This is a genomic window from Intrasporangium sp. Soil_C_50 (genome assembly GCF_057656595.1).
Genome location: NZ_JBDGKB010000004.1, coordinates 103,734 through 124,809 on the forward strand (window position 1 = coordinate 103,734; position 21,076 = coordinate 124,809).

A 21,076-nucleotide genomic window follows, 5' to 3' on the forward strand; every position below is an offset into this window, starting at 1 on the left:
TACGGGCAGCCCATGAGAAGAAGCGTCGCAGCGATCGTCGCCGAGCTGGCCCGCGTCGAGGACGAGGTGCGCTGGGCCTCCCTCGGGGCCGGCACCCGCACCGACGCGTTTCAGCTGGCCGAGCTCACCGCTCGGGAGAATGCGCTCGTCAGCGAGCTGCGCGCCGTCGACGTCAGCATCGACCTGTCGGCGAGCCCCGGACCGGTGCCCGCCCCCGCCCCCGCTTTCTGAGACCCGACGACCCACCGGCCCGCCGGGAGAAGCACCGACAGAGCGGCTGGAAGGCCGGCCCACCCGGACCACTCCCCCGCCCCGTCCGCGCGTGCCACGATGTGAGGCGTCGCACGACGAAACGGAGCACGCCATGGCCACCGACCCCGCCCACGGCTTCCTCACCGAACCGCCCTTGACCGACGACGTCCGCGCGTCGTTCGAGGGCGACCTCGGCACCCAGGGCTTCGTCATGAACCTGTCGCGCCTCTGGGCCCACGACCCCGCCGCGCACGACACCCTCTTCGCCCTGCTGGCCGACATGGTCCGCATCGGCGGGCTGGGCTTCCGGCAGCGCGGCATCCTGGTCAGCGCGGCCGCAGCCACTGCCGGCGACTCCTACTGCGCGCTCGCGTGGGGCAACCGGCTCGCCGGCGAGGCCGGACCCGACGTGGCCGGCGCCGTGCTCAGCGGCGACGACGCGCCCCTCGACCCCGCCGACGCGGCACTGGCCGCGTGGGCGCGCACGGTGGCCCGCGACGCCAACACGACCACCCCTGCCGACCTCGAGCCGCTGCGGGCGGCCGGGTTCGACGACCGCCAGATCTTCGCCATCACGGTCTTCGTCGCGCTGCGCCGCGCCTTCTCGATGGTCAACGCGGCCCTCGGCGCGCAGCCGGACGCCCAGCTGCGCTCGGCGGCCTCGACACCGGTCAGCGACGCGGTGTCGTTCGGTCGCCCCAGCGCTGGTACGCCCTCGGCCACGAGCGTCGCGGACGGGAGCTAGACAAAGTCACCACCCTGGACCGCGACGCCGCGCAGCAGCGCGAGGTACTCCTCGACGGGGCGAGTCCCGGGCACGGCGGCGAACCCGTTGGCGAGCACGAAGGGCGTCGCGGTGATGCCGAGGTCGCGGGCCTGCTTCTCGTCTGCCCGGACCTCACCGGCGTAGTGGTCGGACGCCAGGACCGCAGCCACGCGGCGCTCGTCGAGTCCGCACTCGGCACCGAGCCGCTGGAGCACCTCCGGCTCGTCGAGCGGCAGCCCCTCGCGGAAGTGTGCGGAGAAGAACCGCTCCACGGCCGCCGACTGCAGCGCCGGACCACCCATCTCCCGCGCCAGGGCGACGAGGCGGTGCGCGTCGAAGCTGTTGGCCGTGACCGCTGAGTCGAGGTCGAAGACGAGGTCGTCGGCCTCGGCGACCTCGTGGGCGTGCGCCCGCAGGGCCCGCTCCGCCTCGGCCTCCTCGTCGGGCCGGGAGCCGATCCGGTCAGGCACCGGTTCGTTGCGCCGGGCCGGCCACTCGGGGTCCAGCTCGTAGGCGCGCAGCCGCACCGTGACGTCGTGCGGCCGCTCGAAGGCGTGGATCGCCGCCTCGATCCGGCGCTTGGCGATCCAGGACCACGGGCAGACGAGGTCGGCCCAGACGTCGAGCTCGATGAGGGTCGTGGACTCTGCAGCAGGCTGGACGGTCATCACCTCATCCAACCACGGCCCTCACCACGGGCGGCCGTCCGGGACGACGTCGCGCCCCCACCCGAGCGGGTGGGGGCGCGACGGAGGTGCGTGGCGCGGTGCGGCTCAGGCGCGGCCGTAGCCCGACGGCGTGGTCCAGATCGAGTGGTAGCCGATCGTCGTGCCGGGGCGCTGGGCGTCGATCATGGTGCCGGGGCTGACGTAGATGCCCACGTGGTAGGCCGGCGAGCCGAAGAACACGAGGTCGCCGGGGCGCGGGTTGCTGACCGGGGTCGTGGCCGCCTGCTGCGCCGACGCGGTGCGCGGGAGCGAGACGCCGGCCTGGCGGTAGACGTACTGCACGAAGCCCGAGCAGTCGAAGCCCGAGGGGCTCGTGCCGCCGTAGACGTAGGGGACGCCGAAGTAGGACTGGGCGATGCCGACGATGCCGGACGCCGTGGGCGCCGGGTCGAGGGACGCGCGGGTCGCCGAGCGGGACGCGCGGTCGGCCGCCTGCTGGCGGGCGTCCTCCGCAGCCTTGGTGGCGGCGCGCTCCTTCTCGAGCTGGACGTCCTTGATGACGACCGGCTTGACCGTCGCCTGCTTCGCGGCCGGCTTGGCGTAGCCGATCGAGGACAGGGCGTTGGCCGCCTTGAGCGTGCCGACCTGGGGGCCGACGACCGACGGGGCCGCGGTGCTCGAGCCGTCGGCAGCGCTCGCCGGACCGGCGAACGTGGCGACGAGACCACCGGAAGCGGCCACGATCGCGGCACCCTTCACGGCGGGCTGAGCGGACTCCTTGGCGATGAGCTTGAGCTCGGCGATCGCGTTGAACCGGCCGGGGGCGCGGTGGCGCCCGGTAACGTTCTGAGCCACGTTTGACCTCTCGACGCCTACGAGGTGAGCTGTCGGGTTCGGGCGGATTGAGGTACTGCTCGCCCGGCCTTCGCTCGGACCTTGCGGTCCACGGAGGGCTTCACCCCGAGGACGTCCGGAGACGCCCGAAGGTGGTTCCCCCGCTCCTGCCATGCGGTTCGTGCAGGGGCCCCGGGTCGATGGCAGGATTAGGCGGTTCGACCCGTGGCACTCGCCCGACGGGGAGAGCGAGCGGGGCTCACGCTACCCAAGATCCGCCGGGGTTGTCACCCCGAGAGCCGCCCATTTCTACTGATTTTTCGTCGGATGACCTCAGGTGGCCCGAATTCCCCACAGTGCCAGCACAATCGAGGCGGAAGAAAGAGCTGGAACGGGCACGTCGGACGCGTCCGCTTTGCGGAAGGGTCGACTCAGGCGGCCTGGCAGAAGACGTGGACGGCCACCTCGTCGGGCAGCGACACGCCCTCACCGGCATCGGGGGCCTCGCTCACGGCGACGACACGGCCGCCCTCGCGGACGACGCGGACGCGCGCCCCCGGCAGCACGCCGGCGGAGGTGAGCAGGGCCAGCGCCTCGGGGTCCACCTGCACCGGCTCGCCGATGCGGCGGATCGTCACGACGGCCGGCTCGGCACCGGCCGCCGTGGTCAGCGCCGTGAGCCCGGTGAGGAAGCCGCCTGCCGCGTCGTCGGGGACGCCCAGCTCGTGCAGGCCGGGGATCGGGTTGCCGTACGGCGACTCGAGGCCGCCCTCGATGAGGCCGAGGATCTTGCGCTCGACCTTCTCGGACATGACGTGCTCCCAACGGCACGCCTCGTCGTGGGCGTACTCCCACTCGAGTCCGATGACGTCGACGAGGAGCCGCTCGGCGAGGCGGTGCTTGCGCATGACGCGCGTGGCCAGGAGCCGGCCGTGGTCGGACAGCTCGAGGTGGCGGTCGCCGGACACCGCGACGAGGCCGTCACGCTCCATCCGGGCCACGGTCTGCGACACCGTCGGGCCGGAGTGGCCCAGACGCTCCGCGATGCGTGCGCGCAGGGGGACGATGCCCTCCTCCTCGAGCTCGAAGATGGTGCGCAGGTACATCTCGGTGGTGTCGATCAGGTCCGTCACGGTCATACCCTCTCAGAATCAGGACGCCTCGGGCGCCGCCCCTCCCGCCGCCCCTCCCGCGGCCCCTCCCGCGGTGCCGGCGCCGCGCCCTCGCAGGGGTCGCGTCGGGTCGTGGCGAGGCACCCAGATGCGCAGCCATCCCGCGCCGAGGAGCGCCGCTGCGCCGAGGACGACGGCGGACGCGCCGAGCGTCAGGACGGCCGTCAGGGCTGACAACGCCAGCGGACCCGCCGCCCTTCCCAGGTCGGCGCACAGGCGCCAGCCGCCGAGGAACTGGGCGCGCCCGTCGGCCGGTGACGCGTCGGCCCCGAGGGTCATGATGAGACCCGCGCCGAGGCCGTTGCCGATGCCGAGCACCGTGGCGGCGGCCGTCACGGCGACCAAGGTGGTGGCGAGCGGCATCAGCGCCATGCCGAGACCGAGCACGAGCATGCTCGGTACCGCGGCGGCCACCCGCCCGTACCGGTCCATGAGCCAGCCCGAGGGATAGAAGAGGAGCATGTCGATGGCGCCGGCGACGCCGAACACGAGCGAGGTCTGCGCCGGGCTGAACCCGACCGACTCCGCCCAGAGCGGCACGAGCGCCTCGCGGATCGCACGGGCACCCGCGACGCACATGGCGCCCGTGCCGAGGGTCAGCAGCACGTGCCGGTGCTCGAGGAGCACCGACGCCACCGAGCGGGGGGCGCGCGCTCGACCCCGGACGCCCGCGCTCCCTCGACCTCCCGTGTGGCCGTCGTGGTCGGCGGTGATGTCGGGCGCGACGAGCACGAGCAGGAACGCCGCCAGGCTCGCCACGCCGCCGACGACGTAGGCCGACTCGATGCCCCACCGGGTGATGACGAGCGATCCCACGAACGGGCCGATGAAGTAGCCGATCCGATGCACCCCGCCCAGCGTCGACAGGGCCCGGGCCCGCATCGCGACCGGCACGGCTTCGGTGAGGTAGGCCTGCCGGGCCAGCCCGAAGAGGGATCCGGCCAGGCCGATGACGAGGACGCCCGCGAAGAGAGCGGCGACGGAGCCGGCCAGCGCCGCCACGACCATGCCGACGGCCTCGACGACGGCCGCCACGAGCAGGGCCCGCCGCTCGCCGATGCGCGCCGCGAGCGCCCCGGACGGCAGGTCACCGAGCAGCTGCCCGATGCCGAGCGTCCCGACGAGCAGGGCCGCGACGCCGAGCGAGGCCCCGAGCTCGCGGGCCGAGACGGCGATGATCGGCGCGACCGCACCGGCGCCCGTCGAGCCGAGCAGCGTCGGGCCGTACGCCGACAGCGCGATCGCGCGCAGACGGACCGGCTCCCCCTCCGACGTCGCGGCCGGGCGCCGTGACGGGTGTCCGGTATGCCCCGTTTCGGGCTCCGGCCCGCCGTTTCGCTCCCCCTGAGTCTCGGTCACGCCACAGGACCCTAACGATCGGGTTACTCAGGTGGCCGGGTCGTTCCGGCCGACGGAACGATGGGGGCCGTGACGACGAGCGAGCGGGCGACGGGGGCCCTGGCGGTGGCAGCAGCCACCGCTCTCGTCGTCGCGCTCGCCTCTCCCGTGGCGACGGCCGTCATCGGCCTCATCCTCTTCGGCACCCTGGCCGTCCTGCTCGAGCTGCGCTACCTCGTCGGCCGGCTCCCCGTCATCGCCCGGCGTGACGTCGTGAGCGGCCTGGCGGTGCTGCTGGCCGGCACGAGCCTGCTGCGCCTCGCCGAGCACGTCCTCGGGACCCAGGCCCGACGCGCCGAGGCCGTTCTCGGCTTCTGCGTCGTCGCGCTCGTGGCCCGGAGCGGGCTGCGCGGACGCCGACGCGTCGTCGCGTACGTCGTCGCCGTGCTCCTCGCGGCCGCGTCCCTCGTGTGGCCGGACCACTACGCGTTCGCGCTGCTGCACCTGCACCAGCTCGTCGTCCTCGTCTTCCTCTGGGACTGGGCCGCCCGGCTGCCGGGGGCCCGCGAGCGACGCCTGTTCCGCGGCGTCCAGCTCGCGTGGGGGCTGCTCGTGCCCGCCGTCGTGCTCGCCGGCGCCGTCGACACGTGGCTCACCGGCGACCCCGGCATCGCCCGCAGCATCGTCGGCGACGGGCGCTCGCTCGTGGCCGCGGCCGCCCTGCCCGGCGACGCGTCGGGCCCGCTGGGGCTTCGCCTGCTCACCGTCTACGCGTTCCTGCAGACGATGCAGCTGCTCGTGTGGGTCGCGTTCATGCCGCGCTTCGCCACCGAGGAGTCGGCCGCCTTCGAGAGCCGGTTCCCGTGGCTCACCGGCGCCCGGGTCTGGGCGGTCGGGTTCATCGCGGCCGCGGTGTTCGCCGTCGTCTTCGCGATGGGCTTCCGGCAGGGGCAGGTCCTCTTCGGGGCCCTGTGGTCCTGGGCCGTGCACCTCGAGATGGCGGCCGCGCTCGTCGTCGTCGCAGCGGGCCGTCGCCTCCGGTCCGCGCCGCGTCTCACCCTCGTGCCCGACCCACCTGCCGACGCTGCACCCGACGCCGGAGCAGCGCGCGCGGCCACGCCTGCCGGAGGTGGGCACGGCACCGTCGCCGACCCCCAGCCGGCCACGGCCGTCGCCCCGGAGGCCGAGGTCGGCAGCTGACGGGCCCCCACCGGCCGCCCACCGGCCGCCCACCGACCGCCCACCGGCGCCCACCGGCGCCCACCGGCCGACCACCGGCCGGTCGCGGCCGGCCCTGACCCGCCGCGCCACGGCGTCGGGTCACCCGGTGGAAAAGTCCTTGCCCGCCTCCCGGACGCGACGTACCGTCGTCGCATCGACAACGGAAGGAGGTGGTCCGAGAAGTGATCTCTTCCGGAACGTGCGAGGTGGCCACGCGATAGCCGCGTCCCCACCTCCACTCAGGAGTGAGGCAGGGCGGTCCGGTCATCCGGGCCGCCCTGTTCTGTTCGGCCCTCCCCCGCCCGGCGCCGGGCCGTCCGGAGGGGTCAGGGCTGCAGGCGCGAGCGGGTCCAGGCGGACGCGTCGGCCAGGGTGCCCTCGCCCGAGCGGCGGAAGACGATGCGGTCGTGGAGGCGGTTGGCCCGGCCGGCCCAGAACTCGACCTCGTCGCAGACGACCCGCCAGCCGCCCCAGAAGTCGGGCACCGGCACGTCGGCGTCGCTGCCGGTGTCGGGGAAGCGTGCCAGCACCTCCTGCCAGCGCCGCTCGAGCTCGGCCCGGTCGGCGGCCGGACGCGACTGGTCCGAGGCCCACGCCGACAGCCGCGAGCCGTAGGGCCGTGAGGAGAAGTAGGCCTCCACCTCGCCGCGCGTGACGAGCTCGGCCCGCCCGCGGAAGCGGATCGCCCGGTAGAGCGAGGGCCACGTCAGCGACACCGCGATGGCCGGGTTGGCGCGCAGCTGCTCGCTCTTTGCCGAACCGAGGTTCGTCACGAACCCCGGGCCGCGCTCGTCGAAGAAACGCATGAGCACGGTGCGCACGTCGGGCACGCCCGACGCGTCGACCGTGGCCACCGAGATCGCCGTCGGCTCGGGCACGTCGTCGCGCTCGTGGGACGCCCGGACCGCGGCGTCGACCCACGCCCGGGCCTGCAGGTACGGCGTGGGCGCCACCTGCGACTCGTCGAGGCCCTCCCCCGCGTAGTCGACGCGTCGCCACTGCGGTGAGGTGGACGCGTCGCTCGTGCCGTTGGCTGGGTCGGCGGCCGGCGGGTACGAGGAGTCCGGAGTGTCCATGGCCTCAGACTAGGGTTTGGGGCAGACGGCCCGCGGGCGTCAGGCAACGGCGCCGCGCGGACGGATCGATCGACCCGGCGACGGGCAGGAGGAGTTGGCGCGATGGCAGGCAAGGGCAAGGTGATCGGCCAGGGAGTCCGGCTCGGCATCAAGTACGGGCCGCAGATCTGGGTGGCCAGCCAGGCGCTGCGCGAGCCCGCCAAGGAGGCCATCAACAAGGCCGTCTCGAGCGAGAAGGCCCGCCGGCAGGCGATGGCCCACGCGACGTCACTGTCCGAGGGCAGCATCCTCAAGGTCTACAAGGGCGACCGCGCGCACTGGGTCGTGTTCAGCGGCGACGAGTCCGTCACCGTCTACCCCGCGGCCGACCTCCCGCTGTCGACGCTCGTCGAGCGGGCCGACCTCACCAAGCGGATCCGCCCCCAGGACAAGGTCGGCGTCAAGGGCCGCGCCAAGGACGCCGCCACCGCGGCCCTGCGCCGCGGCAAGCCCAACCAGCTGAACTGAGCCCGTGCCGGGCGTCGCAGGCCACCCGCCGGACCCGCCCGAGCCCCGATCGTTCAGTCGGCGATGACGATGCCGAGCTCTGCGGCGAGAGCGTCGGACAGGTCGATGACCTGCGGGCGCGACAGCGTCGCGCCCTGGAGGCCGGCGAGCCCGTGCGGCGCGCGCAGGGTCGCCCCGGACAGGTCGAGCCCCTTGTAGCGGCCCCGGCCGAACGACGGCTCGAGCAGCGTGCAGCCCTCGAAGGTCAGCCCGTCGACGGTGGCCTCCTGCAGGTCGAGCTCGACGACGACGCAGTCGAGGAACGTGACGTCCTTGAGCCTGGCGCCGCGCAGGTTGAGGAAGTCGATCTTGCCGCCGCGCACCGTGACGTCGCGCCACGTCGAGCTCCACGCCGACACGGCGCCGAGCCGGCAGCCGTCGAGGGTCGTCTCGATGAGGCTCGCCTCGGGCAGGCCGATGCCGACGCCGTGGACGCGGTCCCACTCGCACTCCGACCACCTGGAGGACTCGAGGTGGGCGTCGTCGAGGCACACGTCGACGAGCGAGCACTCGAGGAAGGTGAACCCGCCCGCACGCGCTGCCGTGAAGTCGGTGCCCTCGAACCGCACGGCGTCCTGGTGCGGGTCTCGTGTGGTGAACACCGCGTCGCGAAAGGAGGTCTGGTCGGCTGCTGACGGCATACGGTGAGTCTGGCAGCGAGGACCGACGGCTCCCGACCACGGCGCCCGACGCGTCCGCTGCCTGGCCTCCACACCGCGGTGGTACCGCCTGCACAGCAAGGACCCACATGGCAGACAGCACGCCGGACCCCGACTTCAAACCGGGTCTCGAGGGAGTCATCGCGTTCGAGTCGACGATCGCCGAGCCGGACAAGGAGGGTGGGGCCCTCCGCTACCGCGGCGTCGACATCAACGACCTCGTCGGCCACGTCGACTTCGGGCACGTCTGGGGACTGCTCGTCGACAACGAGTTCGACCCGGGCCTGCCGCCCGCCGAGCCCTATCCCCTGCCCGTCCACACGGGCGACGTCCGCGTCGACGTCCAGTCGGCCCTGGCGATGCTCGCGCCGGTCTGGGGCTTCCGCCCCACCCTCGACATCGACGCCGAGGAGGTGCGCGACAACCTGGCCCGCGCCGCCGTCATGGCGCTGTCGTTCGTCGGCCAGTCGGCGCGCGGCCTCGGCCGACCGATGGTGCCGCAGCGCGAGGTCGACAAGGGCCGGTCCATCACCGAGCGGTTCATGATCCGCTGGCGGGGCGAGCCCGACCCCAAGCACGTCGAGGCCGTCGACGCCTACTGGGTGTCCGCCGCCGAGCACGGCATGAACGCCTCCACGTTCACCGCCCGCGTCATCACCTCGACCGGTGCCGACGTCGCCGCGGCGCTCTCCGGCGCGGTCGGCGCGATGTCAGGGCCGCTCCACGGCGGCGCCCCGTCGCGCGTGCTGCACATGCTCTCCGGCGTCGAAGAGCAGGGCGACGCGTCGGCCTACGTCAAGGACGTCCTCGACCGCGGCGAGCGCCTCATGGGCTTCGGCCACCGCGTCTACCGGGCCGAGGACCCGCGCGCCCGCGTCCTGCGCGCGGCCTGCGAGCGCCTCGGCGCGCCGCGCTACGAGGTGGCCGCGGCGTTGGAGAAGGCCGCGCTCGAGGAGCTGCAGGCCCGGCGACCCGACCGCGTGCTCGCCACGAACGTCGAGTTCTGGGCCGCGGTCATCCTCGACTTCGCCGAGGTACCGCCGGAGATGTTCACGCCGATGTTCACGTGTGCGCGCACCGCGGGCTGGTCGGCGCACATCCTCGAGCAGAAGCAGACCGGGCGCCTCATCCGGCCGTCGTCGCGCTACATCGGCGAGGGCCCGCGCAAGCCGCAGGACGTCGCCGGCTGGACGCCCCAGGTCGGCAGCTGACCGCACCGCTCTCCCGGGGTGCCACCCGGCTCTGACGCGCGTACCGTGGCGGGAGGAACCTCGCAAAGAGGACACCTGCAGCGCCCAGAGTCGGGAGGCACCATGGTGCGGCGTGCGGTTGTCAGAGCGTCTGTCGCGGCGGCGAGCACCATCCTCGCCGCCGGCGTCGTCACGGCGTCCGGCCCACCCGCGGCCACCGCGTCGCCGACGCGTCCGGGGGCGCTGCGGCCCGCCGTGGCACCCGCGTCACCCGCGGCTCCCGCGTCAGCGGCGTCCGCCGCACCCGCGGCCACCGCTGCCTCCCCGGCGTTGCAGGTGACCACGGTCGTGTCGGGCCTGTCCTACCCGTGGGACCTGACGTGGGTCGGCAGCCTCATGCTCTACGACCTGCGCGGCGGGCAGGTGTGGTCCAAGCGCGACGGCGCGGCGCCGCGTCGGGTCTCGATGAGCGGCCTGCCCTCCCTCTACGTCAACAGCGAGGGCGGCCTGCTCGGGATGGTCGCCGACCCGGGCGCCGCGACGAACAAGAAGTTCTACACCTGCCAGGCGGTCCGTACCTCGACCGGTACGCCGCTCGACGCGCGCGTCCTTCGCTGGCGGCTGACGAGCGACACCACAGCGGTCTCCGACGGCTCGCCGGTGGTCACCGGCCTTCCGGTGACGAGCGGACGGCACTCCGGCTGCCGGCTGCGCTTCGGCGCCGACGGCAAGCTGTACGTCGGCACGGGCGATGCCGTCGTCGGCACCAACCCGCAGAGCCTGTCCTCGCTCGGCGGCAAGGTGCTGCGCGTCAACGGCAACGGCACGATCCCCACCGACAACCCCTTCTACTCGCGCGGCGGCAACGCGCGGTACGTGTGGAACTACGGGCACCGCAACGTCCAGGGCCTGGCCGTGCGGCCGGGCACGAGCGAGCTGTGGTCGGCCGAGCACGGCACCGACCGCGACGACGAGATCAACCTGTCGGTGCGTGGCGCGAACTACGGCTGGGACCCGGTGCCCGGCTATGACGAGTCGACGCCGATGACCGACCTGTCGACGTTCCCGTCGGCCCGAGCCGCGATGTGGTCCTCCGGCTACCCCACCGTCGCGACGAGCGGCACGACGTTCCTGCGCGGCGCGGCCTGGGGCCAGTGGCAGGGTGTGCTCGCGGTCGGCCTCCTCAAGGGGCAGGGCATCTACCTCATGCGGTTCGCCCCCACCCCGGGGGCGAGCCGACCCGTCGCGGTGACCCGCCTGCCGGTGGCCGAGGGTTTCGGCCGCATCCGGACCGTCCAGACCGCGGCCGACGGCTCGTTGTGGTTCACGACGTCGAACGGGTCGAACGACCGGATCGTGCGGCTCCGGCCCACGGCCGCCGTCCCACGCGTCGCAGCCGGGTCCCTCGTGTCCGCCTCGGCCGTGTCGGCGGCCCGCACCGGTTCCGAGCTGTGGGCGTTCGTGCGCAGCACGGGCGACTCCGTCCAGTACCGCCGCAGCACCGACAACGGTGCCACCTGGGGACCGTGGACGTCCGCCGGCGTCACGAGCACCGACGCCCCCTCCGTCACGTCATCGCGGCCAGGACGCATCGACGTCGTCACCCGCGACGCGAGCCGACGCGTCTGGCACACCTGGTTCGTCGGCGGCACGCGCGCCGGCTCGGCGCTGCTCGGCGGCACCGTCATCGCCCAGCACGCCAGCTCGGTCGGCGACGGGACGATCGACGTCTGGGGCGTCGCGCCGAACGGGACGGGCTGGCGGCGTCACTTCGACGGACGCGCGTGGTCGGCGTGGGCCTCGGCCGGGGGAACGTTCACGTCCCGGCTGTCCGCCACGACGAGCGCCCGTACGGCGATGACCGTCGTGACCGGACGCGGCACCGACGGGTTCACGTGGGAGCGCGCCTTCACCCGCACCGGGCCGAGCGGCGGCTGGCTCAAGCGCAACGACGGCATGTCTGTGTGGTCCGACCGGGCCCTCGCCGACGTCGTGGACGGACGGCCCAGAACCGGTGTGGCGCTCGGCCCCGACGGGCAGCTGGCCGTCCAGCGCGACGGACTCGTCATGGGGGTCACGGCCCCCGGCACCGCGTCGCCGGACGTCGTCAGCCGGGCCGACGGCTCCTTCGTGGTGTTCGGGCGAGCGGCCGACAACACCCTGTGGAGCTACACGGCCGCGCCCGGCGGGTACACGGTCCGCTCGCTCGGCGGCGTCGTGCGCTGACGCTCCCGCGGGCGTCCACAGAACGAGCAACGATGTCCACCAGTCGGGCAGCTGGGGTTCAATGTGGCGGGTGACGCCGGCGTCACCCTGTCGAAACAGCCGTGCCACACGCGTCCAGTGGTGGCCTCCGTCCGAGGTGAGCAAACGTGACCGAAGCACCCGCCGTGAACCCGACCATCACGCTCCCCGCCGAGCTCCGGCCGCGCGACGGACGCTTCGGGTCCGGGCCCTCGAAGGTGCGTCCGGAGCAGGTGGAGTACCTCGCCTCGATCGCCGGCACCGTCCTCGGCACGTCGCACCGCCAGGCCCCGGTCAAGAACCTCGTCGGTGAGGTCCGCCAGGGCCTGCGCGACCTCTTCTCCCTGCCCGAGGGGTACGAGGTGGTCCTCGGCAACGGCGGCTCGACCGCGTTCTGGGACATCGCCGCCTTCGGTCTCGTCCGCGACCGCGCCCAGCACCTCGCGTTCGGCGAGTTCTCGAGCAAGTTCGGCGCGGTCACCACGGCCGCCCCCTTCCTCGGCGAGCCGACGATCATCACCGCCGACCCCGGCACGCTCGCGACGCCGCGGGCCGAGCCCGGCATCGACGCCTACGCCTGGCCGCACAACGAGACCTCGACCGGCGTCATGGCCCCGGTCCGACGCGTCGAGGGCGCCGACGACGACGCGCTCGTCCTCGTCGACGCGACGTCCGGCGCCGGCGGTCTGCCCGTCGACGTCAGCCAGGCCGACGTCTACTACTTCGCGCCGCAGAAGTGCTTCGCCTCCGACGGTGGCCTGTGGCTCGCGCTCTTCTCCCCCGCAGCGCTCGCCCGCGTCGAGGAGATCGCCTCGTCGGGTCGCTGGGTGCCCGACTTCTTCAGCCTCCCGACGGCCATCGACAACTCGCTGAAGAACCAGACGTACAACACCCCGGGCCTGGCGACGCTGGCCCTGCTCAACAGCCAGCTGCAGTGGCTCAACGGCAACGGCGGCCTCGACTGGGCCGCGGCCCGCACGAAGGACTCGAGCAGCCGCCTCTACACGTGGGCCGACCAGACCGGGTACACGACGCCGTACGTCGCCGACCCGGCCGCACGCTCGCAGGTCGTCGGCACCATCGACTTCGACGACTCCGTCGACGCCGCCGCCGTGGCCACGGTGCTGCGCGCCAACGGGATCGTCGACGTCGAGCCGTACCGCAAGCTCGGACGCAACCAGCTGCGCGTCGCGATGTTCCCGGCCGTCGAGCCCGAGGACGTTACGACGCTGACGAAGGCCATCGACCACGTCGTGGCCCAGCTCGGCTGACGCCGGACCCATCGCGAGAACGGATCGCCCCCCGCCACCGGCGGTGCCCGTGCGCGCGGGGTGACGGACCGCTCTCTCGATTTTGCGGGTACCACGGCGCGTGACCTTCCGCTTCTCGACTCGTTGACCCCTGCGACCGCCAATGGGGGCGGCTGTCATCGAGGAGTCACCATGGTCCGCATCGTCCGAGCCGGTCGCGTCAGCCGACGCGTCGCCGCGGCGCTGCCCGTCATCGCGCTCGCGGCCACCGGCATCGCCGTGGCCGCCCGTTCCGGGGCCGACCCGACGCCCACCGCGCTCACCGTGCCCGACCAGGCCGTGACGCAGTCGGCCGGCCCGGACTACCCCGACGCCGGTCCCGCCCCGGCCCCGATGCAGCTGCCGCCGGTCTACGACACCTACACCTCCGACTACGCGAGCGTCGCGGTGCCGAGCGCCGCCCAGGAGGCCGTGCACGCCCTGGCCGGCTTCATGCCGGTGCGTCTCGACGCCAACGGCATCCCGAGCCTGGCCCTGTCCGCCTACCAGCACGCCGCCGGCCTGCTCGACGGCGTCGACCCGTCGTGCGGCGTCGACTGGGCGCTGCTCGGGGCCATCGGCCGCGTCGAGAGCAACCACGCGCAGTTCGGCGGCAACCGGCTCGACGCGTCCGGCGTCGCGCGTCCCGGCATCATCGGCATCCCGCTCGACGGCAGCCGGGGCACCAGCCGCATCACCGACACCGACGGCGGCCGCCTCGACCGCGACCCCGTCTACGACCGCGCCGTCGGCCCGATGCAGTTCATCCCGACCTCGTGGTCCTCCATGGGTCGCGACGGCAACGGCGACGGCGTCTCCGACCCGCAGAACCTCACCGATGCCGTCACCGCAGCCGGCGCGATGCTGTGCTCCGGCCACGCGAACCTGCGCGACCCGCAGGCCGCCTACGACGCCGTCTTCCGCTACAACCACTCCGACAGCTACGTGCGCAGCGTGCTGTCCATCGCCGACGCGTACCGCCGCGGCGTCTCGGTCGTGCCGGTCGGCTCGCTGCCGGCCGCGCGTCCCGCCGCCGGCAGCGGCACGGCCACCCCCGACGGTTCGGGGTTCGCCTACGCCGGTCCGTCGGCCCACCAGCCGACGGCTTCGTCGGGGGCCCGTCCCACACCGGGCTCCTCGGCGAAGCCGTCACCTTCGGCCTCGAAGCCGGCCCCCAAGCCCTCGGGCTCGGGCACGCCGGCGCCGAAGCCGGCCCCCTCGAAGGCGCCGCGGCCCGCGATCACCGTGCCCGTCCCCAAGGTGCCGGGCCTCCCCCTCCCGACGCCGACCGTGCCGGTGCCCGCGCTCCCCTCGGTGCCGGTGCCCGTACCGACCCCGCCCGCCGAGATCGTGCGCCTGCTCGCGCTGCCGCACCTGCCGCTGCTCCCCGGCGATCCGACGGGCCTGGTCCGCGTGCTCGACCCGCTGACGACCAAGGTCGTGTGCCTGCTCGACAAGAAGGTCGTCGCGTGCCCGGGCGGAGGGCTTCTCGGCTGAGGCCGGGATCACCCCTCACACGGAAGCGGCCGTCCATCCGGGGCGGCCGCTTCCGTCGCGTCGGGACGCGCGGGAGGTGCCGCGACCGCTCAGCGGTTGACGATCGCCGCGACGACGGCGATGACGATGAAGAGCACGAGCGCCGCGACGGTGATGCGGTGGCGGAACTTGAAGTTCACTTCGCCACCTCGGGCGCCGTCGGGATCTCCGACGCCGTCGCCGAGGCGAGCTGGATCCTGAAGCGGGGCCGGGACTGCGTCTGGAAGGTCACCGCGACATTCTGCCGACGTGCGAACCAGAGGGCCACCGCCCCCAGGGACAGGCCCACCGCGATGGTGCCGATGCCGATGGTCCAGCGCGGGCCCCAGACGTCGCCGATCCACCCGATGACCGGCGCCCCGACGGGGGTGCCGCCCATGAAGATCGCCATGTAGAGGGCCATGACGCGTCCCCGCATGACGGGGTCGACGCTGACCTGCACCATGGCGTTCGCGGTGGTGAGCGCGGTGAGCGCCGCCAAGCCCGTCGGCACGAGCCAGACGGCGAACATGACGTAGTTCGGGGCCGTCGAGAGCAGCGCGGTCGACGCGGTGAAGCCGGCGAGGGCGACGAGCAGCACCCGCAGGCGCGGGCGGCCCCGACGTGCCGCGAGCAGCGCGGCCGTGAGCGAGCCGATCGCCATGATCGAGCCGAGCAGGCCGTACTCCCCCGGACCCTTGTCGAAGACCTTCGTGGCCATCAGCGCCATCGTCAGCTGGAAGTTCATGCCGAAGGTGCCCAGCACGAAGACGAGCGCCATGACGAGCATGATGTCGGGGCGGCCCCTGACGTAGCGCAGCCCCTGACGGATCTGCTGCTTGCCGCGGGCCCGCGGTGACGGGGTGAGCAGGCTGGTGTCCATCCGCAGCAGCGCGACGAGGACGAACACGAACGTCGCGGCGTTGACGTAGAGCGCCGGTGCGATGCCGAACCAGGCGATGACGAGACCGGCGACGGCGGGCCCGACGAGGCGACCGAGGTTGAACGACGCGCTGTTGAGGGCGACCGCGTTGGGCAGGTGCGCGGTGTCGACCATCTCGGAGACGAACGTCTGGCGGGCCGGGTTGTCCACGGCCGTTGCCACACCCTGCAGGAAGGCGAGCGCGTAGACGTGCCACAGCTCGACGACGCCCGCCGCGGTGAGGACTGCGAGCAGCAGGGCGGTGACGAGCAGCGCGGTCTGGGTCAGGAAGAGGATGCGCCGCTTGGGGAAGCGGTCGACGAGCATCCCGGCGAACGGCGCGAGGATGAGGAAGGGCAGGAACTGCAGGCCGGTGACGATGCCCAGGGCCGTGGACGAGTGGTCGGTGAGGACCGTGAGCACGAGCCAGTCCTGGGCGACGCGACCCATCCACGTGCCGACGTTGGAGACGATCGCGCCGGAGGCGTAGATGCGGTAGTTGGGGATCGAGAGCGAGTGGAAGGTGGGGCTCACTTGGAGGCCACCTTCGCCAGCACGACGGCGGCGCGCTGCAGCAGGTCCCTCTCGTCGTCGGTGAGGGTCTCGAACCGTTCGAGCATCCACTCGTCGCGGTGCCGGCGGATGCGGCGCAGCGCCTTGCGGCCCTCGGGGGTCAGCGACAGGATCACCTGCCGGCCGTCCTCGGGGTCGTCGGCCCGGGCCACATAGCCCTGCTCGACGAGGGCGCCGGTCGTGCGCTTCATGCTCGGGGCGGAGACGCGCTCGATGTCGGCGAGCTCGCTGTTGGTGCGGTGGGTCTCCTCGAGGCGGCACAGCACGGAGAAGTGGTGCGGCGGGAGCTCACGGTCGGACTCGAACCGGACACGGCGCGAGATCCGCATGCACGCGAGGCGGATGTCGTTGCTCAGCGAGACGAGCTCGCTGCGGGAAAGGGTCTTGGTACGCAAACGGGTGCTTTCGACAGTTCTGTTCCTGGTGATGCTTAGCCTAACTCATTACCTCGGCTAACTATTCCCAACTCACCACGGACCGGACACGGCTGGCACCCACCGGACAGGCCGAGAGCCCCCACCCGGTGCGGGTGGGGGCTCTCGGTGAGCTGGTGCGGGACGCGTCGGTCAGCTGAAGAGGCTCTGCAGCGGCGTCTTGAGGAAGTACACGACGAAGAACGCGGCCACGACCCACAGCAGCGGGTGCACCTGGCGCGCGTGCCCCTTGGCGATCTTGACGAGCACCCAGGCGATGAAGCCCGCGCCGATGCCGACCGTGATGTTGTACGTGAACGGCATGAGGACGATCGTGAGGAACGCCGGCAGGGCGATCTCCATCTCGGTCCAGTCGATGTTCGTCACCTGGCTCATCATGAGGAAGCCGACGATGACGAGCGCCGGGGCCGCGGCCTCCGAGGGGACGACCGCGAACAGCGGTGCGAGGAACGTCGCGAGCAGGAACAGGACGCCGGTCACGACCGAGGCGAGACCGGTGCGCGCCCCCTCCTCGACGCCGGACGCCGACTCGATGTAGGACGTGTTGCTGCTGACGCCACCGGCACCACCGGCGATCGCGGCGACGGAGTCGACGACGAGGATGCGGTCGGTGTGCGGCGGGTTGCCGTCCTCGTCGAGCAGCCGGGCCTCGGTGCCGATGGCCACCACGGTGCCCATCGTGTCGAAGAAGTCGGCGAGCAGCAGCGAGAAGACGAACATCACCGCCGTGACGATGCCGAGCTTCTCGAACGAGCCGAGCAGGTTGAACTGGCCGAGGATGCCGAGGTCGGGCGTCTGGGTGATCGAGTCGGGCAGCCTCGGCACGGTCAGCGACCACGCCGACGGGTTGGTGAGCACGCCCTTGTCGTAGACCCGCTCGCCGATGTGGAAGATCGCCTCGAGGACCATCGCGAGGACGGTCGCCGCGGCGATGCCGATGAGGATGGCGCCCTTGACCTTGCGGATGAGCAGCACGGCGATGAGGAAGACGCCGACGACGAAGACGAGCGTGGGCCACCCGTCGAGGCTCCCGCCGATGCCGAGCTCGCTCGGCACCGAGCCGGGGGTCGTGGGGCGTCGCGCGAACCCGGCGTCGATGACGCCGATGTAGGCGATGAAGAGGCCGATGCCGACCGAGATCGCGACCTTGAGCGGCGCCGGGATGGCCTTGAAGACGGCCTTGCGGAACCCGGTGAGCACGAGCACGAGGATGACGACGCCCTCGATGACCACGAGGCCCATGAGGTCGGCGAAGGTGATCTTCTCGGCCTGGTGGGTCAGCACCATGCCGGTGATGAGGCCGTTGATGCCGAGGCCCGCCGCGAGCGCGATCGGGAAGTTGGCGACCAGGCCCATGAGGATCGACATGACACCGGCGATGACGGCCGTGCCGACGGCGACGAGCAGCTTGCTCTGCTTGAGGTCGGTGGTGCCGCCGATCATCTCGCCCGAGCCGTCGATGACGCCGGAGAGGATGATCGGGTTGAGCACGAGGATGTAGGCCATCGTGAAGAAGGTGACGACGCCACCGCGGACCTCACGGGCGAGGGTCGACCCACGCTCGGTGATCCGGAAGAAGGCGTCGACCCCGGAGACGCCCGAGCGAGCGTGGGTATCGGTCGACATGGCGCACACCATAGTGGCGGGACCGGTGGGGGGACGATTCGGGCGCGCGAGCAGACCCTAGGCTGTGGTGCGTGACCGACCAGAACGCCGCGCACGAGCCGCAGCACGACGCCACGACCCCGGCTCCCACCGAGGAGCTGCGGCCGCTGCCGGTGCCGATGCGCCGGATCGTCGAGGTCGGCATCCTCGCGTGGGTCGCGGCCCTGGTCGTCGTGCTCGTCGCCCCCGCGCTCCACACCGGCGACAGGAGCTGGTGGCCGTGGACGTGCGTCGCAGGCATCGTCCTCGGCGGGATCGGCTGGAGCTACCTGCGCCGCGGGCGCGGGAACGCCCAGGACGCCGGCTGACGCGTCGGTCTCACTCCGTGGTGGCGTCCTCCGGACGCTCCTCGGCCGCCGGACGCTCCTCGGCCTCCGGGCGCTCCTCGGCCTCCGGGCGCTCTTCGCCGTCCGTGCGCTCCTCGACCTGGACCGGGGGCGCTGCTCGCTCGACGGGCTCGAGGTCGACGGCCAGCTCGTCGACGACGGGGTCGCCGACCGGCACCGGGGCCGGGTGGTCCTCGTCGGTCTCCGAGTGGGCGCCGCAGCCGTGGTCGAGGCTGACGACGCGTCCGTCGGACGGGCTCCACTCGTTGGCGCAGACGCCGAAGACAGCCCGCAGCGCGCCCGCCATCGGCACGAAGTAGCCGCACGACGAGCACCGCTCGGACGCCTTCTGCGCGACCTCGGAGGTCGGGCCGTTCTCGCCCTCGTACCAGCGGATCGCGGCGGTCTCGCGGCCCTCGGCCGACAGCACCCGCCTGCGCCCGAGGCCGAGCTCGACGAGGGCCACCTGGTCGACGTCCTCGTCACCGGTCGCCTCGAAACCGGCCTCGAGGTTGGGGTCGTCGAGGCGGTAGGGCAGCACGTCGCCGGCGCCGAGGTCGCCCGGGGCGAGCCGATCCGCGTAGGGCACCCACTCAGGCGCGAGCACGGCGTCGGAGCCGGGCAGCAGGTTGGTCTCGCAGACCGTGGCGAGCTTGCCCCGGGGCACGCGCGCGACGCTGACACCCCAGCGCCAGCCGCGGTAGCCGGGCGAGGTGCAGCTGAACCAGTGCATGGCGAGGCGCTCACCGAGTGCCTCGACGCCGAGGTGCTCCCCGACCGTGCCGGGCTCGGCGATCCCGTCGAGGGCACCGCGGGCGAGGTCGACGGCCGCGGCGAGCACGGCGTCCTGCTTGGTGGTGGTAGTGGTGGGGGCGGTCATCGCCGTCACTTCTCCAGCTCGTCGGCGAGGCCGCGCAGGGCGCGCGCCATGTTGGCGGTGAGCTTGCGCTCGGGGCGGCGGCCGGCACGGTAGGCGTTGCTCACGCCGTCGAGCAGCTGGACGACGTCCTCGATGATGACGGTGAGCTCCTCCGGGGACTTGCGCTCGCGCTTGGTGATGTTGGCGGCCACCGACTGCGTGGGTTCGAGCACCTTGACCTGCAGCGCCTGGGCGCCCTTGCGGCCCTCGACGACACCGAACTCGACGCGCGCGCCCTTCTTGAGGGTGGTGACGCCCTCGGGGAGCGCGTTCGCGTGCAGGAAGACGTCGCGGCCGTCGTCCTCGGAGATGAATCCGAAGCCCTTGTCCGCGTCGTAGAACCTGACCTTGCCAGTCGGCACAGCCCACCTCGTTGATCTCGGTCGGTCGGCCCTCCCCGGGCGCGACGCGATGGCGCTCCTTGCGCTCTGCTCCAGCCTAACGGCTCGGCGCAAACGGGATTTCCCCCTGTGTCCCGAGCCGCCCCTCCACCGGCACCCGCCGGTGCTCGTCACGCGGACGCGTCGCCCGGGCTGATCCCCCACGTGCCGGTCCACTCCTGCCCGGGCTCGAGCACGACGAGGCCGTCGCCGGAGTTGAAGGCCTCGGCGGGGCAGCTCATCGGCTCGACGGCGATGCCGGGCACGCCCTTGCGGTCGCGCGCCACGGCGGTGAACACCTGCAGCCACGGGAAGGACTCGTCGGCCCAGAGCGTCAGGGTGCCGGACGCCGTGCCGATGCTCGCGCGCCAAGCGCCGTCGTCGTCGCGGAGGACGTCGGTGAAGGCGGTGTCGAGGTTCGTGGCGCCGACAGTGCGCGGCGTGCGGAAGTCCTGGTCGGTGCCCTCGACCGGCGTCGTGCCGGTCGGCAGCAGCCGGGCGTCGACGTCGATGCGCGTCGCGGCGGGCACCTGCAGCAGCACGTCGGACAGGTCGGTGGCGCCGATGGCGAGGTAGGGGTGGGCGCCGTAGCCGAACGGTGCCGCCCGGGTGCCGACGTTGCGGGCGGCGACGGTGACGACGAGGCCGGAGTCGTCGAGGAGGTAGGTCGTGCGCAGGTCGAGGTGCCAGTCCCACCCGGGCTGCGGGTGCAGGCGGTAGCCCACCGTCACGGCGTCGTCCTCGAGGTCGACGAGCTCCCACAGCGCCCAGCGCACGAGCCCGTGGCTCGCGTTGCCCAGCGGCACCTCCGTGACCGGCAGCTGGTGCTCCGTGCCGGCGAAGTCGTACCGGCCGTCGCGGATGCGGTTGGGCCAGGGCATGAGCTGCTGGCCGCGTCCGGAGGCGCACGGCTCGTCGGCGTCGTAGCCGGCGACGAGGTCGACGCCGGCGCGGGTCAGCGTGCGCAGCCCACCGCCGACCTCGACGACCGTCGCCTCGAAGGGGCCGTGCCCGATGGTCCACTGCTGGCCGGTCGGCGACGGCGGCCCGGCAGGACCGGGCGAGGCGGGGGTGAGCGCGCTCATGC

The 21,076-nt window shown here is 73.0% G+C and carries 21 protein-coding genes and 1 riboswitch; of the genes, 9 read left to right on the forward strand and 12 right to left on the reverse strand.

All coding sequences use genetic code 11. From position 1 onward, the window contains the following. Positions 1 to 12 precede the first annotated feature (12 nt). Both AC3A5R_RS11970 and AC3A5R_RS11975 read left to right on the forward strand, forming a co-directional pair. Positions 13 to 231, forward strand: a complete 219-nt coding sequence (locus AC3A5R_RS11970) for a hypothetical protein (protein ID WP_487620982.1) — start codon at positions 13 to 15, stop codon at positions 229 to 231. A gap of 133 nt (positions 232 to 364) precedes the next feature. Next, positions 365 to 997, forward strand: coding sequence for a carboxymuconolactone decarboxylase family protein (locus AC3A5R_RS11975; RefSeq protein WP_487620983.1), 633 nt, complete (start codon positions 365 to 367; stop codon positions 995 to 997). Here AC3A5R_RS11975 and AC3A5R_RS11980 read toward each other — a convergent pair. From AC3A5R_RS11980 to AC3A5R_RS11995, 4 genes are all read right to left on the reverse strand, one after another. Next, on the reverse strand, positions 994 to 1,686 hold the full coding sequence (locus tag AC3A5R_RS11980) for a DsbA family oxidoreductase (RefSeq protein WP_487620984.1): 693 nt from the start codon (positions 1,684 to 1,686) through the stop codon (positions 994 to 996). The genes AC3A5R_RS11975 and AC3A5R_RS11980 overlap by 4 nt on opposite strands. 105 nt (positions 1,687 to 1,791) lie before the next feature. Beyond that, entirely contained in the window at positions 1,792 to 2,541 is a 750-nt protein-coding gene (locus AC3A5R_RS11985; RefSeq protein WP_487620985.1) for a C40 family peptidase, read from the reverse strand. 2 nt (positions 2,542 to 2,543) lie between these two features. Beyond that, a riboswitch (cyclic di-AMP (ydaO/yuaA leader) is annotated at positions 2,544 to 2,746 on the reverse strand. Positions 2,747 to 2,951: 205 nt separating this feature from the next. After that, on the reverse strand, positions 2,952 to 3,653 hold the full coding sequence (locus tag AC3A5R_RS11990) for an iron-dependent transcriptional repressor DtxR (protein WP_487620986.1): 702 nt from the start codon (positions 3,651 to 3,653) through the stop codon (positions 2,952 to 2,954). Between the two features lie 18 nt (positions 3,654 to 3,671). Next, positions 3,672 to 5,051 carry an MFS transporter gene (locus AC3A5R_RS11995; protein WP_487620987.1) on the reverse strand — a complete coding sequence of 460 codons (1,380 nt, stop codon included), beginning with the start codon at positions 5,049 to 5,051 and terminating at the stop codon, positions 3,672 to 3,674. A gap of 69 nt (positions 5,052 to 5,120) precedes the next feature. Between AC3A5R_RS11995 and AC3A5R_RS12000 the strand changes: the two genes are divergently transcribed. Then, positions 5,121 to 6,230, forward strand: coding sequence for a hypothetical protein (locus tag AC3A5R_RS12000; RefSeq protein WP_487620988.1), 1,110 nt, complete (start codon positions 5,121 to 5,123; stop codon positions 6,228 to 6,230). A 347-nt stretch (positions 6,231 to 6,577) separates the two neighbouring features. Here AC3A5R_RS12000 and pdxH read toward each other — a convergent pair whose 3' ends face one another. After that, positions 6,578 to 7,327, reverse strand: a complete 750-nt coding sequence (gene pdxH, locus AC3A5R_RS12005; RefSeq protein ID WP_487620989.1) for a pyridoxamine 5'-phosphate oxidase — start codon at positions 7,325 to 7,327, stop codon at positions 6,578 to 6,580. A gap of 102 nt (positions 7,328 to 7,429) precedes the next feature. Between pdxH and AC3A5R_RS12010 the strand changes: the two genes are divergently transcribed. Then, a complete protein-coding gene (locus tag AC3A5R_RS12010) occupies positions 7,430 to 7,834 on the forward strand; it encodes a hypothetical protein (RefSeq protein ID WP_487620990.1) in 405 nt (134 codons plus the stop codon). 53 nt (positions 7,835 to 7,887) lie between these two features. Here the strand turns inward: AC3A5R_RS12010 and AC3A5R_RS12015 are convergent, their stop codons facing one another. Then, complete coding sequence (locus tag AC3A5R_RS12015) at positions 7,888 to 8,514, reverse strand: pentapeptide repeat-containing protein (protein WP_487620991.1); 627 nt, start codon at positions 8,512 to 8,514, stop codon at positions 7,888 to 7,890. Between the two features lie 107 nt (positions 8,515 to 8,621). Between AC3A5R_RS12015 and AC3A5R_RS12020 the strand changes: the two genes are divergently transcribed. The 4 genes from AC3A5R_RS12020 (at position 8,622) to AC3A5R_RS12035 (ending at position 14,752) form a co-directional block, all read left to right on the forward strand. Continuing rightward, positions 8,622 to 9,743, forward strand: coding sequence for a citrate synthase 2 (locus AC3A5R_RS12020; RefSeq protein ID WP_487620992.1), 1,122 nt, complete (start codon positions 8,622 to 8,624; stop codon positions 9,741 to 9,743). A gap of 102 nt (positions 9,744 to 9,845) precedes the next feature. Further along, a complete protein-coding gene (locus AC3A5R_RS12025) occupies positions 9,846 to 11,948 on the forward strand; it encodes a PQQ-dependent sugar dehydrogenase (protein ID WP_487620993.1) in 2,103 nt (700 codons plus the stop codon). Positions 11,949 to 12,094: 146 nt separating this feature from the next. Then, positions 12,095 to 13,237, forward strand: coding sequence for a phosphoserine transaminase (serC, locus tag AC3A5R_RS12030; RefSeq protein WP_487620994.1), 1,143 nt, complete (start codon positions 12,095 to 12,097; stop codon positions 13,235 to 13,237). 171 nt (positions 13,238 to 13,408) lie between these two features. Further along, positions 13,409 to 14,752 (forward strand): lytic transglycosylase domain-containing protein, encoded by a 1,344-nt coding sequence (locus AC3A5R_RS12035; protein ID WP_487620995.1) that lies wholly within the window; start codon positions 13,409 to 13,411, stop codon positions 14,750 to 14,752. Positions 14,753 to 14,927: 175 nt separating this feature from the next. Here the strand turns inward: AC3A5R_RS12035 and AC3A5R_RS12040 are convergent, their stop codons facing one another. The 3 genes from AC3A5R_RS12040 to AC3A5R_RS12050 form a co-directional block, all read right to left on the reverse strand. After that, positions 14,928 to 16,226: an MFS transporter gene (locus AC3A5R_RS12040; protein ID WP_487620996.1), complete on the reverse strand. Its 1,299-nt coding sequence runs from the start codon at positions 16,224 to 16,226 to the stop codon at positions 14,928 to 14,930. Further along, positions 16,223 to 16,660, reverse strand: a complete 438-nt coding sequence (locus tag AC3A5R_RS12045) for a MarR family winged helix-turn-helix transcriptional regulator (RefSeq protein WP_487620997.1) — start codon at positions 16,658 to 16,660, stop codon at positions 16,223 to 16,225. Before AC3A5R_RS12045 ends, AC3A5R_RS12040 begins: the two co-directional genes overlap by 4 nt. Positions 16,661 to 16,831: 171 nt before the next feature. Next, entirely contained in the window at positions 16,832 to 18,325 is a 1,494-nt protein-coding gene (locus AC3A5R_RS12050) for an NCS2 family permease (RefSeq protein WP_487620998.1), read from the reverse strand. A gap of 71 nt (positions 18,326 to 18,396) precedes the next feature. On the opposite strand from AC3A5R_RS12050, the gene AC3A5R_RS12055 reads away from it, so the two are divergent. Beyond that, complete coding sequence (locus AC3A5R_RS12055) at positions 18,397 to 18,672, forward strand: DUF2530 domain-containing protein (protein ID WP_487620999.1); 276 nt, start codon at positions 18,397 to 18,399, stop codon at positions 18,670 to 18,672. Positions 18,673 to 18,682: 10 nt separating this feature from the next. On the opposite strand, the gene AC3A5R_RS12060 is transcribed toward AC3A5R_RS12055, so the two are convergent. The 3 genes from AC3A5R_RS12060 to AC3A5R_RS12070 all read right to left on the reverse strand — a co-directional run bounded on the left by AC3A5R_RS12060 (position 18,683) and on the right by AC3A5R_RS12070 (position 21,074). Next, positions 18,683 to 19,570, reverse strand: a complete 888-nt coding sequence (locus tag AC3A5R_RS12060) for a DUF3027 domain-containing protein (RefSeq protein ID WP_487621000.1) — start codon at positions 19,568 to 19,570, stop codon at positions 18,683 to 18,685. Between the two features lie 5 nt (positions 19,571 to 19,575). Then, entirely contained in the window at positions 19,576 to 19,971 is a 396-nt protein-coding gene (locus AC3A5R_RS12065; protein ID WP_487621001.1) for a cold-shock protein, read from the reverse strand. A gap of 149 nt (positions 19,972 to 20,120) precedes the next feature. Next, positions 20,121 to 21,074 carry an aldose 1-epimerase family protein gene (locus AC3A5R_RS12070; RefSeq protein ID WP_487621002.1) on the reverse strand — a complete coding sequence of 318 codons (954 nt, stop codon included), beginning with the start codon at positions 21,072 to 21,074 and terminating at the stop codon, positions 20,121 to 20,123. Positions 21,075 to 21,076 lie beyond the last annotated feature (2 nt).